The organism is Streptomyces sp. R35, assembly GCF_041053035.1.
GTDB lineage: Bacteria > Actinomycetota > Actinomycetes > Streptomycetales > Streptomycetaceae > Streptomyces > Streptomyces lutosisoli.
In genome coordinates this window covers 2823013-2837435 of record NZ_CP163440.1, presented here as the reverse complement: position 1 = coordinate 2837435, position 14423 = coordinate 2823013, and the positions used below count along the sequence as shown (strand labels likewise).

General features: G+C 71.4%; 15 protein-coding genes. 6 read left to right on the top strand and 9 right to left on the bottom strand.

Annotated elements, in window-relative coordinates; genetic code table 11:
* Positions 1-39: 39 nt before the first annotated feature.
* On the bottom strand, positions 40-993 hold the full coding sequence (locus AB5J50_RS13195; protein ID WP_369257762.1) for an endonuclease/exonuclease/phosphatase family protein: 954 nt from the start codon (positions 991-993) through the stop codon (positions 40-42).
* A gap of 128 nt (positions 994-1121) precedes the next feature.
* On the opposite strand from AB5J50_RS13195, the gene AB5J50_RS13190 reads away from it, so the two are divergent.
* The 3 genes from AB5J50_RS13190 (at position 1122) to AB5J50_RS13180 (ending at position 3565) form a co-directional block, all read left to right on the top strand.
* Positions 1122-2465, top strand: coding sequence for an amidohydrolase (locus AB5J50_RS13190; RefSeq protein WP_369257761.1), 1344 nt, complete (start codon positions 1122-1124; stop codon positions 2463-2465).
* Between the two features lie 101 nt (positions 2466-2566).
* Positions 2567-3268: a DUF899 domain-containing protein gene (locus AB5J50_RS13185; RefSeq protein WP_369257759.1), complete on the top strand. Its 702-nt coding sequence runs from the start codon at positions 2567-2569 to the stop codon at positions 3266-3268.
* Positions 3269-3391: 123 nt separating this feature from the next.
* Positions 3392-3565, top strand: a complete 174-nt coding sequence (locus tag AB5J50_RS13180) for a hypothetical protein (RefSeq protein WP_327427913.1) — start codon at positions 3392-3394, stop codon at positions 3563-3565.
* A gap of 38 nt (positions 3566-3603) precedes the next feature.
* Here AB5J50_RS13180 and AB5J50_RS13175 read toward each other — a convergent pair whose 3' ends face one another.
* The 3 genes from AB5J50_RS13175 to AB5J50_RS13165 form a co-directional block, all read right to left on the bottom strand.
* On the bottom strand, positions 3604-5475 hold the full coding sequence (locus tag AB5J50_RS13175) for an ABC transporter ATP-binding protein (RefSeq protein ID WP_369265379.1): 1872 nt from the start codon (positions 5473-5475) through the stop codon (positions 3604-3606).
* A 284-nt stretch (positions 5476-5759) separates the two neighbouring features.
* Complete coding sequence (locus AB5J50_RS13170) at positions 5760-6152, bottom strand: hypothetical protein (RefSeq protein WP_330303803.1); 393 nt, start codon at positions 6150-6152, stop codon at positions 5760-5762.
* A gap of 50 nt (positions 6153-6202) precedes the next feature.
* Positions 6203-6853 carry an ATP-binding protein gene (locus AB5J50_RS13165; RefSeq protein WP_369257757.1) on the bottom strand — a complete coding sequence of 217 codons (651 nt, stop codon included), beginning with the start codon at positions 6851-6853 and terminating at the stop codon, positions 6203-6205.
* Between the two features lie 234 nt (positions 6854-7087).
* On the opposite strand from AB5J50_RS13165, the gene AB5J50_RS13160 reads away from it, so the two are divergent.
* Positions 7088-7948 carry a helix-turn-helix transcriptional regulator gene (locus AB5J50_RS13160; RefSeq protein WP_369257755.1) on the top strand — a complete coding sequence of 287 codons (861 nt, stop codon included), beginning with the start codon at positions 7088-7090 and terminating at the stop codon, positions 7946-7948.
* Positions 7949-8212 carry a DUF397 domain-containing protein gene (locus AB5J50_RS13155; protein ID WP_327427909.1) on the top strand — a complete coding sequence of 88 codons (264 nt, stop codon included), beginning with the start codon at positions 7949-7951 and terminating at the stop codon, positions 8210-8212.
* Between the two features lie 106 nt (positions 8213-8318).
* Here AB5J50_RS13155 and AB5J50_RS13150 read toward each other — a convergent pair whose 3' ends face one another.
* Complete coding sequence (locus tag AB5J50_RS13150) at positions 8319-8981, bottom strand: PEP/pyruvate-binding domain-containing protein (protein ID WP_369257753.1); 663 nt, start codon at positions 8979-8981, stop codon at positions 8319-8321.
* 103 nt (positions 8982-9084) lie between these two features.
* Positions 9085-10494: a PLP-dependent aminotransferase family protein gene (locus AB5J50_RS13145; RefSeq protein ID WP_369257751.1), complete on the bottom strand. Its 1410-nt coding sequence runs from the start codon at positions 10492-10494 to the stop codon at positions 9085-9087.
* 47 nt (positions 10495-10541) lie between these two features.
* Here AB5J50_RS13145 and AB5J50_RS13140 point away from each other — a divergent pair, with 47 nt between their 5' ends.
* Entirely contained in the window at positions 10542-11069 is a 528-nt protein-coding gene (locus tag AB5J50_RS13140; protein ID WP_369257749.1) for a carboxymuconolactone decarboxylase family protein, read from the top strand.
* 87 nt (positions 11070-11156) lie between these two features.
* On the opposite strand, the gene AB5J50_RS13135 is transcribed toward AB5J50_RS13140, so the two are convergent.
* The 3 genes from AB5J50_RS13135 to AB5J50_RS13125 form a co-directional block, all read right to left on the bottom strand.
* Positions 11157-12644 carry a glutamate synthase subunit beta gene (locus tag AB5J50_RS13135; RefSeq protein WP_369257748.1) on the bottom strand — a complete coding sequence of 496 codons (1488 nt, stop codon included), beginning with the start codon at positions 12642-12644 and terminating at the stop codon, positions 11157-11159.
* Positions 12645-12767: 123 nt separating this feature from the next.
* On the bottom strand, positions 12768-13247 hold the full coding sequence (locus tag AB5J50_RS13130; RefSeq protein ID WP_327427902.1) for an anthrone oxygenase family protein: 480 nt from the start codon (positions 13245-13247) through the stop codon (positions 12768-12770).
* A 261-nt stretch (positions 13248-13508) separates the two neighbouring features.
* Positions 13509-14204, bottom strand: a complete 696-nt coding sequence (locus AB5J50_RS13125) for a DUF2293 domain-containing protein (protein WP_369257746.1) — start codon at positions 14202-14204, stop codon at positions 13509-13511.
* Positions 14205-14423 lie beyond the last annotated feature (219 nt).

Below are 14423 nucleotides of genomic sequence, written 5' to 3'. Positions count from 1 at the left end.
CCTTCGCCGTTCGGCGCAGGACATCGCTCACAGAGACCGCTACGGCTGCACCCGCACCCACACCGGCGCATGGTCCGACCCCGCCACCCCGCGCCGCTCGCCCGGATCCGCACCCACCGACGGCAGCCGGAGCTGCTGCTCGCCGGGCAGACCCGTACCCGCGGCGGTGACCCGACGCACCAGCTGATGGCTGACCAGGATGTGGTCGATCAGTTCGCGCCGCCCCGAGTTGACGCGGGAGTAGCGCTGGTCGGCCGGGATGAGCGGGGCCACGTCCCACAGGCGCATCGCGTCGCCCGCGTCCGCGTGGTCGTACCCGGGGGTGCCGATCTCGGAGCCGGGCGGGCCGAGGAGGATCTGGGTGGTCGCGGCCTGCACCTCGTCGTTGAGGTCGCCGAGCACCGCCACATCGCGGGTGCGGCCCTCACCGGCCAGAAGCTCGTCGGCCAGCGCGCGCAGCGCCGTGGCCTCGGCGGTCCGCCGGTACAGGGCGTACGCGCCGAAGCGGGCCCGTTCGCCCTCGTCGCGCGGCTGGAAGCGCCCGCCGGGGTACGACAGCAGCTTCGACTTGAGATGGCAGACCGCCACCCTCAGGGACAGGGCCCGGGTCGTGATCTCCACCGCCAGGAAGCCGCGGCCCGCGTGCGACACGGTGGCGCCGCGGTCGTCGGCCTGGACGGGGCGCAGCGGCTCCGGGAAGGCGTTCGTGTCGGCGAGCACCTGTGGCACCACTCGGCTGAGGAAACCGACCCTGATCCCCCGGTCGTCCGGATGACCGGAGAGCGTGACCTGCCAGTCGCCGTCCAGCATTCCGGCCAGGTCGGCGAGCGCGTCCGGGTCCCCGACCTCCTGTACGCCCAGCAGAGTCGGGTCGAGTTCCGTGATGACGGCGGCCAGGGCGGCGAGTTTCGTCTCGTACGCGGCCTTGTCCTTCGGTCCGAAGGGGCCGCCGGGCCGGTACAGGTTCTCCAGGTTCCAGGTGCCGAGGAGCATGCCGGCTCCTTCCAGAAGGCGGGCTGTGGTGACGCCAGGGTGCTCGCGCAAGCGGCCCGGCGACAGGGCTGGGACGGGATGCGCGGTTCACCTCCCTCCGCGGCACGACACCGTCGTACGGTGAGGCGATGACGCAGTCTCCCGCTGATCTCCTCATCACCGGATGCACCGCACTGGTGCACGACGGTCAGGAGGAGATCGAGTTCTTCGAGGACGCCTCGATCGTCGTACGAGGCGGGGTCATCGAGGCGATCACCGACGACGTACGCGGCCTGGACGCCGTCGAGCACATCGACGCCCGCGGTCAGGTGGCGATGCCCGGGCTCATCAACTGCCACACCCACTCGCCGATGGTCGCCCTGCGCGGCATCGCCGAGGACGTGCCCGCCGAGGAGTGGTTCAACGACTACATCTGGCCCATCGAGTCCAACCTCACGGAAAAGGACGTGGAGTTGGGGGCGCGGCTCGCCTGCGCCGAGATGATCCGCGGAGGCGTGACCTGCTTCGCCGACCACTACTTCTCGATGGACACCGTCGCCGCCGTGACGGCCGAGAGCGGGCTGCGCGCGCACCTGGGACAGGCCTTCTTCTCCTCGCAGGGTGCGCAAGGCCGGGAGAAGTCACTGGAGTTCGCGCTGCGGCACCGGGGCGGCGCCGACGGGCGCATCACCACCGCCCTCGCCCCGCACGCCCCCTACACCGTGGACGACGCCGATCTGGCCGCGACCGCCCAGCTCGCCCGCGAGCACGGCCTTCCGGTGCACCTCCACGCCTCCGAGAGCCGCGACCAGACGGACAACAGCCTTGCCCGCCACGGTCTTACGCCGATCGAGGTCCTGGAGCGCACCGGGCTCCTCGACACGGAACTCCTCATCGCGCACGGCACAGGCATCATCGACCGCGACCTGCCCGTACTGGAGCGCGCGACGGGACAGGTGGCCGTCGCGACCGCACCGCGCGGGTACCTGAAGTTCGCCTGGGACCCGACACCGGTACGGGCCCTGCGCGAGATCGGCGTCCCCGTCGGCCTCGCCACGGACGGAGCCGCCTCGAACAACTCCCTGGACGTCTGGGAGTCCATGGCCCTCACCTCACTGGTGCAGAAGTCGGCCGAGGGCGACCCACGCTGGCTGACATCCCGTCAAGCCCTGCACCACGCAACCCTCCAGAGCGCGCGAGCCGTCGGTCTGGGGGAGCGGATCGGCAGCCTCGCGCGGGGCCGGCGGGCCGACATCATCCTGGTCGACCTCACCGGCCCGCACACCCAGCCGGTGCACGACCTCGCGGCCACACTCGTGCACAGCGCCCGCTCCAGTGACGTACGGACGACGATCGTCGACGGGCGCGTACTGATGCGGAACCGCGAGCTGCTCACACTCGATCTGCCTTCCACGGTAAGAGAGTTGGGGGAGCGGCTGCCCGCACTGGTCGACCGTGGCCACGGCCGGCGGATCCAGGAGTACGACACGTGATCCACCGTGCCGGAAAGAATCTCGGCGACGGGCCGATGAGTTCCGCTCCTTGCGCCAGTCCCTTACAGGAAGGGCACCGTTCCGTTCCGTAGGAGGAGCACATGACGCTTCCGCAGATCGTCTCGCGTGAGGAGTGGCGCGCCGCGCGCGAGGAGCTGCTGCTCAAGGAGAAGGCCGCAACGCGTGCGCGGGACGCGCTCAACGCCGAGCGGCGCGGGCTGCCGATGGTCGGGATCGACAAGGAGTACGTGTTCGAGGGCGGCGACGGGAAGGCGACGCTGCTCGACCTCTTCCGGGGGCGGCACCAACTCGTCGTCTACCACTTCATGTTCGCGCCCGAGTGGGACGCCGGCTGCCGCAGCTGCTCGGCCTTCCTCGACCAGATCGGGCACCTCGCGCATCTGCGGGCCCGCGGCACGGAGTTCGCCGCCGTCTCCCGGGCACCGTACACGAAGATCCTTCCCTTCAAGGCCCGCATGGGCTGGACGGTGCCCTGGTACTCGTCGTACGACAGCGACTTCAACCACGACTTCCAGGTGTCGTTCATGGGCGACGACGAAGGTGGTGGCGAGCCCTGCGAACGTCCGGGCGTGAGCTGCTTCCTGCGGGACCGCGAACAGGTCTTCCACACGTACTCGACGTACGAACGCGGCCTGGACGGGCTCGGCTCCACCACCAGCTTCCTCGACCTCACGGCACTCGGCCGGCAGGAGGAGTGGGAGGAGCCCAAGGGGCGCGCGTCCGCGCTGGGGGCGCCCGCGGGCAGCGAGCGGATCCGGTACCACGACGAGTACGAGGACTGAGAGTTCCCTCACACGGGGTGTACCGCCCTGTGTCGGCTACGTCTCAGTACGGTCACTTCGCGAGCCGTTCACCCCATGCAGGGCGTTTAACTCTATGAGAGCAGTACTACATGGAGGTGCAGGGTGAACGGGCGAACGGTGCTGGAGCGCTTTCCCGCCGGTGGGCCGCGCGGGTCGTGGCCCGCGGAGGAGTTCGCACAGGCGCGCCGCCAGGAGGGACAGGCCGTGGAGGTCGTCATGGATCTCTCCACGGACGCGTTCCTGGTCGTCGTGCGAGGTGCCGACGTCGTCGAGTGAGCTTCGCCGAGCGCGCCACGAGTGAGCGTCGCGTGGGATCAGCCCCCGTCAGCCCCCCTTGGGGTGGGCACCTTCGACGTGAACTGCTCGGCTTGCAGTGAGTACAGCTCCGCGTAGATGCCGCCCGTGGCCAGGAGCTCGTCCGGGCTGCCGGACTCCACGAGACGGCCCTGGTCGAGGACGTGCACAAGATCGGCGTGGCGTACGGACGCCAGCCGGTGCGTGATGAGGATGACCGTCTGGCCGGTGCCCGCCAGGGCCCTGATCTTCTCGAAGACCTCCAGCTCGGCCCGGGCGTCGAGCGCCGCCGTCGGCTCGTCCACGATCAGGATGGCGCCGCGCCGGTACGCGGCCCGCGCGATGCCGAGGCGCTGCCACTGCCCGCCCGACAGCTCGTGCCCGCCGCTGAAGCCGCGGCCCAGGAGCGTGTCCAGGCCCCGGGGCAGGTCCGCGACCACGTCCTCCGCCCCGGCCTCGGCGACCGACGAGGCCAGGCGCTCGTCCGTCAGCGGCGCCGAGGCGCGTCCGACCGCGACATTGACGCGTGCCGTGAACGGCCACCGTTTGAAGTCCTGGGCCACCATCGCTATCCGCTCGGCGAGTTGATGCCGGTCGGCGGTCGCCGCGTCGACGTCGTCCCACAGGATCCGGCCGTGATCGGGGGCGTAGAGCCCCGCGAGCAGCTTCACCAGGGTCGTCTTGCCCGAGCCGTTCTCGCCGACGAGTGCCACGATCTTGCCGAGCGGCACGCTGAGGGTGACGTCCGTGAGCGCGGGCCGGGCCGAGGTGCCCGGATAGGTGAACGTGACGTTCTCGAAGCGGATTTCGCGCGGATCGGTGGGAAGCGGATCACCGCCCACCGGGATCGCGCGCTCGGCCGCCTCGACGTACAGACGCTGCAGGTCGCCTACGAACAGGGCCTCCTCGTGGAGGGAGTTGACCTCCAGGACGAGCGTGTCGAGGCTCGCGGAACCGGTGCGGATCGCGATCACGGCGGTACCGGCGACGGAGAGCGCCATCGCGCCGGCCAGCAGCAGCCCGCCGAGGGTCGCGTACGTCGCCACGGTGGCAAGTCCCGTCCAGGCGGCGGCGATCAGACCGGTGCGGGCGGAGAGCCGGGCCAGCCGTGCCTGTTCGGCCTCGGCGGTCTCCGACATCGAGCGGAAGTGGCGTAACAGGAACGGCCCGACGCCGTGCACGCGGATCTCCGGGGCCGCGGCGGGCTCGGTGAGCAGACTGCTGATCAGATGCCCGGCGCGGGCGTGCTGCACCCAGGTGTGGAACGACTCGTAGCGCCGCCGGGCGATGGTCAGCGCGCTCCAGGCGCTCGGCAGCGTCATCGTGACGAGCAGTGGCAGCAGCGCGGGGTGCAGCACGGTCAGGACGCCCGCCGCCGCGCACAGCGAGATCATCGCGTTCACCACCCGGGTGGCGATCGTGATCATGCTTCGGGCGGACCGGGCGCCGTACTGTGCGGTGTCCAGCAGCTTGTGGAAGGCGTCGTCCTCGATCGCGGCCAGCTCCACGGCCGCCGCCCGCTCCAGATACAGCTCGGTCGCCACCCGCTCCACCTTCGGCTCCAGGCGTCCGGTGGCATACGTGGACGCGGCCCGCAGCAGCGCGGCGACCAGCATCACGGCGGCGACCGTGACCAGCGCCGGGAGCGCGCCGCGCAGCCGGTCCCCGACCGGGCCGCTCGTCATCAGCCGCCCCAGCACGCTGTTGACCGCCAGCAGGCTGACCGCCTGGGCGCCGCCGCGGGTCAGCTCGGCGGCCAGCACGACACGGGCGGCGCGCGGGTCCGCCTTCCAGGCGAGACGGAAACTGGACGCGAGCAGCGACGGCAGCCGCGTCAGCATCGCGCGGAAGTTCAACTCAAGGAACGCGTCGGCGTGTTGGGACCAGCCCATGTCGTAGCGGAGCGGGCCGCCGAAGAGCAGGTATTCGGAATCGGAGGGCGGCGGTTTGTCGTTGCCGCGCTTCTTCTTGCGTGTCGGCTTCCCAGCCGATTCGCCCGTCGGCTTCTCCGCCGACTCGCCTGCTGACTTCTCCGCCGCTTTCCCCACCCATGGCCTCCCCGGGACTGCACGAACGGTGCTTTCCCCAGGAACGCGGCGCTCCACCCGCGGAGGCAGTGGTGTTTTGCGGCGACCGGCGCACTTCGGACACGTCCGGCAGCCCCCGGCCGGAGGGTTTACGCGCTGATCGGACGCGACCAAACGGGCGTCGTCCCCGTCATCCGGCACAGCGCCAGATAGAGGGGGATCGGCGGGGTGTAAGGAAGCGTGCCGTCCGGCTTGTGGATGAGGCCGGGTGCGTCGGGCGCGTCCGGTACGACCGCCCCCGTGGCGTAGTGCGCGGGCGCCGGCCACTCCAGAGCGACGTCGGAGTCGGAGGGCACGAGCAGCCACCAGCGCGACCCGTCCGCGTAGACACAGCCCACGCGGGGCAGCCGCGGCAGCAGCAGAGGTCCGAACCGGGCGGGCACCGACACCGCGTCGCAGCCCAGCGGCACGGTCATGCCCTCGGGTACGAGCAGACGCCTCAGCGGCCCGGACATCCGCTGCCCGCGCTTCATGCGGACCATCGTGTCCAGGCTCAGGACCTGCGCTCCAGGCCCTGCCGCGGGCGTACCCCTCACACCCTCCCCCAATCCGGGTTGCGCTCGATCGGCGGGACCCCCAGGGTCCGCGTTCCCCAGGACGCTTCCGTCCCGGTTCCCTGGCCGTCGGCCGGGGGCTTCTTCGCGCTCCAGCCCAGGTCCGACCGGGCTTCGGTGGCTCCGTCCCGCCCGCCCTGCCCGCCCGCGCCGCGCTCCAGCTCCGCCCAGACCAGCAGGCCGGGCCCGGTGTCCTGGGCCCCCCAGGCCCTGGACACGGCCGCGACGAGGAGCAATCCCCTCCCGTGCTCCTCCTCGGGCCGCTGCGGCGAGGGGTGCGGCTCACCCGGAGCGCATCCCTCGTCACGTACCGCTATCCGCACCACGTCGGAGGCGTCGTGCAGCTCGCAGAGGACGCGCTCGCCGGCGGCGTGCACGATCGCGTTGGTGACCAGTTCGGAGATGACGAGGGCCGCCGTGTCGCAGGTGTCCTCGCACACCGCCCAGCCGGACAGCCGGGCATGTGCCAGGCGTCTCGCCTGAGCCACGGAGCCCGGGTGTGCGGCCAGCTCGAAGCGGAACCGGCGCTCGGCGGCCGCGCCGGGCCGGAGCCCTGCGGCGGCACGGAGACCGATCCGGTCTTCGGCGGCGTCTGTTCCTAACGGCGCGGACGGAGTCACGCTTGCCACTATCGCCCCGCCGTGAACACTTGGCAAGTGTCACTCTGAAAAATGCAGAGTGCTGTACGACGCGGTGAGGGCGCGTGGCACACTGCTCGCAACAGCACGCCGAGCGGCGCCAGTTGGGATCGTCGAAGAGGACGAGGAAGAACCCGTACGGCGCCGCCCGGCCTGTCCGGACTCTGTGGACGGGCTGTCATGGACGCAGTGGACGGGCTGTCATGGACTCAGTGGAGGTGGGACGTGAGCGAACCGCGGTCCGCGCCGACGGTCGGTCAGGTGGTCCTCGGCCGACGCCTGCTGGACCTGCGGGAACGCGCGGGTCTCAAGCGTGAGGAGGCCGCGCGCATCCTGCGTGTCGCGCCCGCCACGGTCCGCCGTATGGAGATGGCCGAGGTCTCCCTCAAAATTCCGTACCTCCAACTGCTGCTGAAGGCGTACGGCGTCAGCGACGAGGAGGCCGAGGCCTTCGTCCAACTGGCCGAGGAGGCCAACAAACCCGGCTGGTGGCAGCGGTTCCACGACATCCTGCCGGACTGGTTCTCGATGCATGTGAGCCTTGAGGGCGCCGCCGCCCTCATCCGCTCGTACGAACCCCACTTCGTGCCCGGGCTGCTGCAGACCGAGGACTACGCGCGCGGCGTCATGAAAGCGGGCGCCATCGGCCAGACCAGACCCGAGGACATCGAGCGGCACGTGGCGCTGCGCATACAGCGCCAGGATCTGCTCACCCGCGCGGACGCGCCCCGGATCTGGGCCGTGATGGACGAGACGGCCCTGCGCCGCCCCATCGGCGGTCCCGAGGTGATGCGCGCCCAGATCGACAAGCTGCTCCAGGCCACGAAGCTGCCCAACGTGACATTGCAGGTGATCCCGTTCTCCTCGGGGCCGCACCCCGGCACGTACGGGCCCTTCGTGCTGTTCCGCTTTGCCATGCCGGAGCTCCCGGACATGGTCTACAGCGAGTACCTGACCGGCGCCGTCTACCTGGACGCGCGCTCGGAGGTGGCGACCCACCTCGAGGTCATGGACCGCATGGCGGCTCAGGCCGCCACGGCACATCGCACGAAGGAGATCCTCCGGGATCTCCGCAAGGAGCTGTGAATGGAACGCATCAAGCCGCGGATACGCGACGTGCGCATCTACAACGGAATGCCCGCCCGCGAACTGGGCAACGAAGGCTGGCACAAGCCGTGGAGCGGCGGGAACGGCGGCAACTGCCTGGAGGCGATGAAGCTCGCCGACGGACGCATCGCGGTCCGCCAGTCGGCGGACCCGGACGGACCCGCCCTGATCTACACACCCGGCGAGATGACCGCGTTCATCCAGGGCGCGAAGGCGGGGGAGGCGGACTTCCTTCTGTCATGAACCACTTGTGTTCCCCTTTCCCCGGCTTCCCTAATTGTGGCTCTGAGTTGATGACTTACTTCGATATGAATCCTGACCGCGGCACGGACTTACGGAGAGGCTGGGGCTACAGCCGGGACCACATGCGCCGTGGGGCGTCCACCAGGCGACTCACGGCGACCACCGGGAACGGCGGCTGGTCCGCGCGGCCCGGGCCGAGGCTCAGCCCGTAGTAGATCTGCTCGATGGACGGCGGCCCGACCGCGAGATTGCGCCCGCGCGGGGGCCGCGCTGCCATCGCCGTGATCGGGCGGCTCTGGAACAGCCACAGCCGCCCGCCCTCGTCGAAGCCGAACTCGATGTCCTGGGGGCCGCCGAAGACGCGCCGCGCATGCCGTGCGAGCCGGGCCGCCAGCATCGGCTGGACGAGCACCGCCATCGGGGCGGTGGTGCCGTCAGGGCGGTGCGCCGATTCGAGAACGGTCCGTATCGCCGTACGGAAGTCGCGCCAGCCGCGCACCTCCAGCACGGAGGCGAACTGGCCCGCCAGGGACGACTCCTGGGTGTTCTCCTGAGGGGACGAAGAGCGTACGACGAGGGGGAGCGTGCCGCCCTGGGAGAGCTGGTGCCAGGCTCGCCGGAGCGAGACGGGGTCCCCGTCGGGATCACTGTCCGCCGGGTGTGGCACCACGAACCCGGGAAGCACGGGCAGCCCGGCGCGCGCCGCCCGAGCGAGATGCGCGGCCTTGGAACCCACGAGTCGCGGCAGTGCGGCCGAGGGCTGATCCAAGGGGACGGGGCCGAGACCATACGGCGCGGGGCCGAGGCCGTCTGGCGCGGGCGCGCCACCGCTGTTGTGCCCCACGTCAGTTGGAGGTCGCTTTCCGGCCAGGTCAGCCCGGTGGCAGCACTCCGCACAACGCGTCGAGCGCCGCCCCATAGGCATGCTCCGCGGGCGTCGCATAGCCCACCACCAGCCCGTCCGGCGCGGCCGTCACCGCCTCCGGATGCCGGAACTCGGCGAGCCCGTCGAGCGCGACGCCCTGCCACACCGCCGCCTTGACCGTCGACTGCTCGGTCCCTGGCGGCAGCCGCAGCACCGCGTGCAGCCCGGCCGCGATCCCGGTGACCTCGATGTGCGGTGCCTGAGCGGCGAGCGCGGCGACGAGCCGGTCCCGCCGCCCCCGGTACCTCTGCCGCATACGCCGCACATGACGGTCGTACGACCCGGAGACGATGAAGTCCGCGAGCGTCAGCTGGTCCAACGCGCTCGCCCACGCCTCCCGTTCGCCCTTGACGGCGAGTACGGCATCGACGTACTGCTCCGGAAGGACCATCCAGCCGAGCCGCACCGCCGGCGAAAGGCTCTTGCTGACCGAGCCGATGTGGATGACCCGCTCCGGGTCCAGGCCCTGCACGGCACCCACCGGTTTGCGGTCGTAGCGGAACTCCCCGTCGTAGTCGTCCTCCAGAATCACCCCTCCACGCGCGCGTGCCCAGTCGATCAGGGCGGCCCGTCGCGCGGGATGCAGCGGACCGCCGGTCGGGAACTGGTGGGCGGGCGTGAGCAGTACGGCCCGCTCCCTGCGCAACTCGCCCACCTGAGCGCCGTCTTCGTCCACGGGCAGCGGTACGGTCCGTACGGGCGCGGCGGCCAGCAGTTCGCGGTGGAAGCCGAGGCCGTACGACTCGACGGCCAGCGGGCCCCGCAGGACATGCGGGAAGAGCAGCCGCAGGGCGTGCGCGAAACCCGAACAGATCACGATCCGTCCAGGCTCCGTGCGTACGCCACGCGCGCGTGCCAGGTATGCGGCGAGTGCCTCGCGCAGTTCGACCCGCCCCGCCGGATCACCGGGCCCGAAGGCCTCATTGGGTGCCTGCTGGAGGGCGCGGCGGTACGACGCGAGCCAGGCGGCGCGCGGGAACGACGACGCGTCCGGCGTGCCCTGCCGTAGATCGTGCCGGGGTCCACGCGCGCGTGGAGGTGCCTTTTTGGGTACGCGCGCGGGGGTGCCCGGCGGTGCGGTGCGGTCGGCCACCCTGGTGCCCGAGCCCTGCCGGGCGGTCAGCCAGCCCTCGGCGACGAGCTCGGCGTAGGCGTCGGCGACCGTGTTGCGCGCGACGCCCAGGTCGGCGGCGAGCGAGCGGTACGGCGGCAGCCGCGTACCCGGCGCGAGCCTGCCGCCACGCACGGCTTCGCGCAGCGCACGGATCAGCGCGGCCCGCCGCCCACCCGAGCCCGACAGCTCCAGGTGCAGGTCGGCGCCTATCCGCTCCGCGGAATTGACCCATGAATCTGCCATGGAAATGCACCCTACAGCCGGTCTTTCCGGCCCGTAGATTCATGGTCATGACGACGCACGCAACGCACCTGACGCACACGACGGCCGGTACCACTGTTTCTTCGGGTGGGGCGACCGTGGCCGAAAATGCCCGCCTCGACTTCGCGAAGTCCGCTCCGAAGGTCTTCCGGGCCCTCATCGGCTTCGACGCGGCGGCCCGCGAGGGGCTCGACCCGGCCCTCGTCGAACTGATCCAGATCCGCGCCTCGCACCTCAACCACTGCGCGTACTGCCTCCACATGCACACCAACGACGCCCGCAAGGCCGGCGAGAGCGAGGACCGGCTGCACATGGTCGCGGTGTGGCGCGAGGCCCGGCACTTCTTCACGCCGCGGGAGCAGGCGGCCCTCGCCCTGACGGAGGCGGTCACGCGCGTCGCCGACGCGGGCGTGCCGGACGACGTGTACGCGCAGGCCGCCGCCCACTTCGAGGAGCAGGAGCTCGCCCACGTGCTGGCCCTGATCTTCACGATCAACACGTGGAACCGGGTGGCGCTGTCGACGGCGAAGGTGGCGGGCACGGACGAGCGCCGCTGACGCACCGCCGCCTCCCCTCCGGTCGATGCGCGGCCCGTCACCCGCGACTCGGCGCCTCTGCACCGCCCTCGGTCACACCGTCCTGAGTCACACCGTCATCGGTCGGTCGTACGGCCCTATCGGCGCCGGAAGCTGCGACGTGCCCGTCAGCCGACGGTCCACCGCGGCGGCAGCGGCTCGCCCCTCGGCGATGGCCCAGACGATGAGGGACTGGCCGCGGGCCGCGTCCCCGGCGGCGTACACCCCGGGAACGTTGGTCGCGAAGTCCTGGTCCCGGGAGATCGTGCCGCGCGGTTCGAGGGTGAGGCCGAGCTGGTCGATCAGGCCGTCGTGGCGGTCGGGGCCCGAGAAGCCCAGGGCGAGCAGCACAAGGTCGGCGGGGAGGTCCCGCCCGGAGCCGGGTACCGGGCGGCGCACCTCGTCGACCTCGACGAGGTGCAGTGCACGCACATGCCCGTCCGTGTCCCCGGTGAAGCGGAGCGTGGACGCCGCGAAGAGCCGGGCGTCCGCGTCCGCCGCGGGCGCCGTCTCCAGCACGCCGGCCTCCTCGTGCGCGGCCGAGAGCCGGTAGATCTTGGGGTACGTCGGCCACGGCTCGGCGTCCTCGTCGCGCTCCGCCTCGGGCAGCGGATAGATGTCGAGCTGGGTCACGGACGCGGCGCCCTCGCGTACGGCCGTCCCCAGACAGTCGGCGCCGGTGTCACCACCGCCGACGATCACGACGTGCTTGCCGGCCGCGGACAACGGCGAGACCTCCAGATCGCCCTCGCACACCCGGTCGGCCAGCGGCAGATACTCCATCGCCTGATGGATCCCGGCCAACTCCCGTCCGGGAACGTCCAGTTCGCGCCAGGCGGTGGCGCCCACGGCGAGGACGACGGCGTCGTAGCGTGACTTCAGCTCGGCGGCGCGGATGTCCCTGCCGATCGCCGTCGACGTACGGAACTTCGTTCCCTCCGCCCGCATTTGCTCCAGCCGCCGGTCCAGGTGCCGCTTCTCCATCTTGAACGCGGGGATCCCGTACCGCAGCAGCCCGCCGATCCGGTCGGCCCGCTCGTACACGGCGACGGTGTGCCCGGCCCGGGTCAGCTGCTGTGCGGCGGCGAGCCCGGCGGGCCCCGACCCGATCACCGCGACGGTCCGTCCCGACAGCCGGTCCGGCGGGCGCGGTGGCGTGAAACCGTCCTCCCAGGCCCGGTCGGCGATGGCCACTTCGACGTTCTTGATGGTGACCGCGGGCTGGTTGATCGCGAGCACACAACCCGCCTCGCACGGCGCCGGGCACAACCGCCCGGTGAACTCGGGGAAGTTGTTCGTCGCGTGCAACCGGTCGCTCGCCGCCCGCCAGTCGTCCCGCGAGACCAGGTCGTTCCACTCGGGGATCAGATTGCCCAGCGGACAGGCGTCGTGGCAGAACGGGATTCCGCAGTCCATGCAGCGGTCGGCCTGCTTGCTGATGATCGGCAGCAGCGCCCCGGGGACGTACACCTCGTTCCAGTCCCGCACGCGTTCCTCGACGGGCCGGCGCGGATACTCCTCGCGCGGTGTGGTCATGAATCCCTTGGGATCGGCCATGGCCGTCTCCCTCACGTACGCGTACCGGTGCGGGGCCGCGCGGCCACCGGACGTCATCGGCCCACGGCCTCCGGGCGGCACTCCTTTCCCGCCACGATACGTCGCCTCCGTCGGCCCCGCCGCTCAGGTGAGGGCCAGCGTGTACGACACCGCCGCGGCGGCCGACGCGACCGTGCGGATGTGGTTCCACATCGTCCACTCACGCACGTACGTACGCCAGTACAAAGCGGTCTCCGGAGCTCCGGGCTCCATCTTGAGCAGCGCCTCGTTGCGCGGCACGTTCGCGACGACCGTCACCCCGAACGACCCGAACAGATACAGCGCGCTGCCCAGCAGCAGCTCCACCGTCCCGTCGTCCGGCAACAGCACGAACGTCACCACGGCGAGCACGGCGCACAGCCCGGCCGACCCGAGGAACACCAGCATGAACGGCGGGCGCAACGCGGCGACGTTGATCGCGTTCATCGCGGCGACCCCCTGCGCGGGCGGCAGCTCGGCGAGCCCCCTCATCACGAACGTCGAGAACCCGCAGAACACCCCGGCCACCAGCCCGCAGCCGAGCACCCCCAACACCGTCAGCACGAAGTACGGTCCATCGATCATGTCCACTCCCGCATCGACCCCCCAAGTCCAAAGATCCTGCACGGCACCAACCGTCACCACAAGTGAAATCCTGAACGAGGACAGTGACCATGGCCCAGGGGTGCGGGTGCATACGCGAGCGTCCAGAACCGGGTCGACAAGGGCGGGTAGGGCGGCCAGGACGGCTAGGAGGCGCAGGGCAAGCAGGCAAGCAGGTGGGCAGGCAAGCAGGGTGGGCAGGGCGGGTCTCTGGGCCGGCCGCGCGTCTGCCGGGCAACCCGGTCATGCGCGCGCTGTGAGCTCGTCGCGCCACTCCCAGAGCCGCGCCTCCACCGAGGCCGCGATCCGGCGCCGCGCCTCATATCGCGGCACACCGCTCATCAGCAGCTGGTCGTACGGAGTGTCCGCGTGCCGTACCCCGGCACGAACCGCCGCGGTCACCGCGGCCTCGGACAGCGCACGGCCCGCGGCACTGCGCCCCACCCGCCCGCTGCCGCGCACCGAGGCGTGAGCGGCGATCGCCCGCGCCCGCTCGGCCGGACAGCCGGGAAACAGCCGTCCTATCTCCCGCGCGAACGCGTCCGTGAACCGCAGATCCTCCGCCTTCCGCCGCCGCGCGTCCCGAGCACGGCGCCGCCGCCGCGCCTCCGCGTCCGCCAGGCACCGCTCCTCGGCCCGTGCGAGCGCCGCCTCCTCTACGAGGACACCCTGCCGTTCGTACCGACTCCGCCGCCGGTTGAACCGCACCACCACCGCCGACAGCGCACTGCCCTCCCGCGACCTCCGCGTCAGCGCGGTGTCCCCTCGCGGCAGGAACACCAGATGCCCGAGATCCGCGCAGTCCAGACACCGCGGCGCCCCCTCCTCCAGCACCAGCAGCGCCAGCGGCCCGGTCCCGCACTCGACACAGTGCCGCTTCTTGAGCGGCTGGATCACGAGAAGTCCGGTGCGGTGCGGGGGAGTTGCGATCGGTGCCATATGCGGTTCATTCCCCCGTCCGACCCGGGATCTACGCGGCCGGGCCATCACGGCGGGCGTAAGCCCGGGCTGAAGACCGACACGCGCGTACGGTGCGGAGCGTCGGCGTCTCGATCTCGTCGAGCACCGCCACCGCGAGGTCCGCGTACGCACGTACGGCAGGTGCGCGGCGCCGCGCGGTGCGGTCTCGCCCCCAAAACGGTATCGCCCGGCCGACCG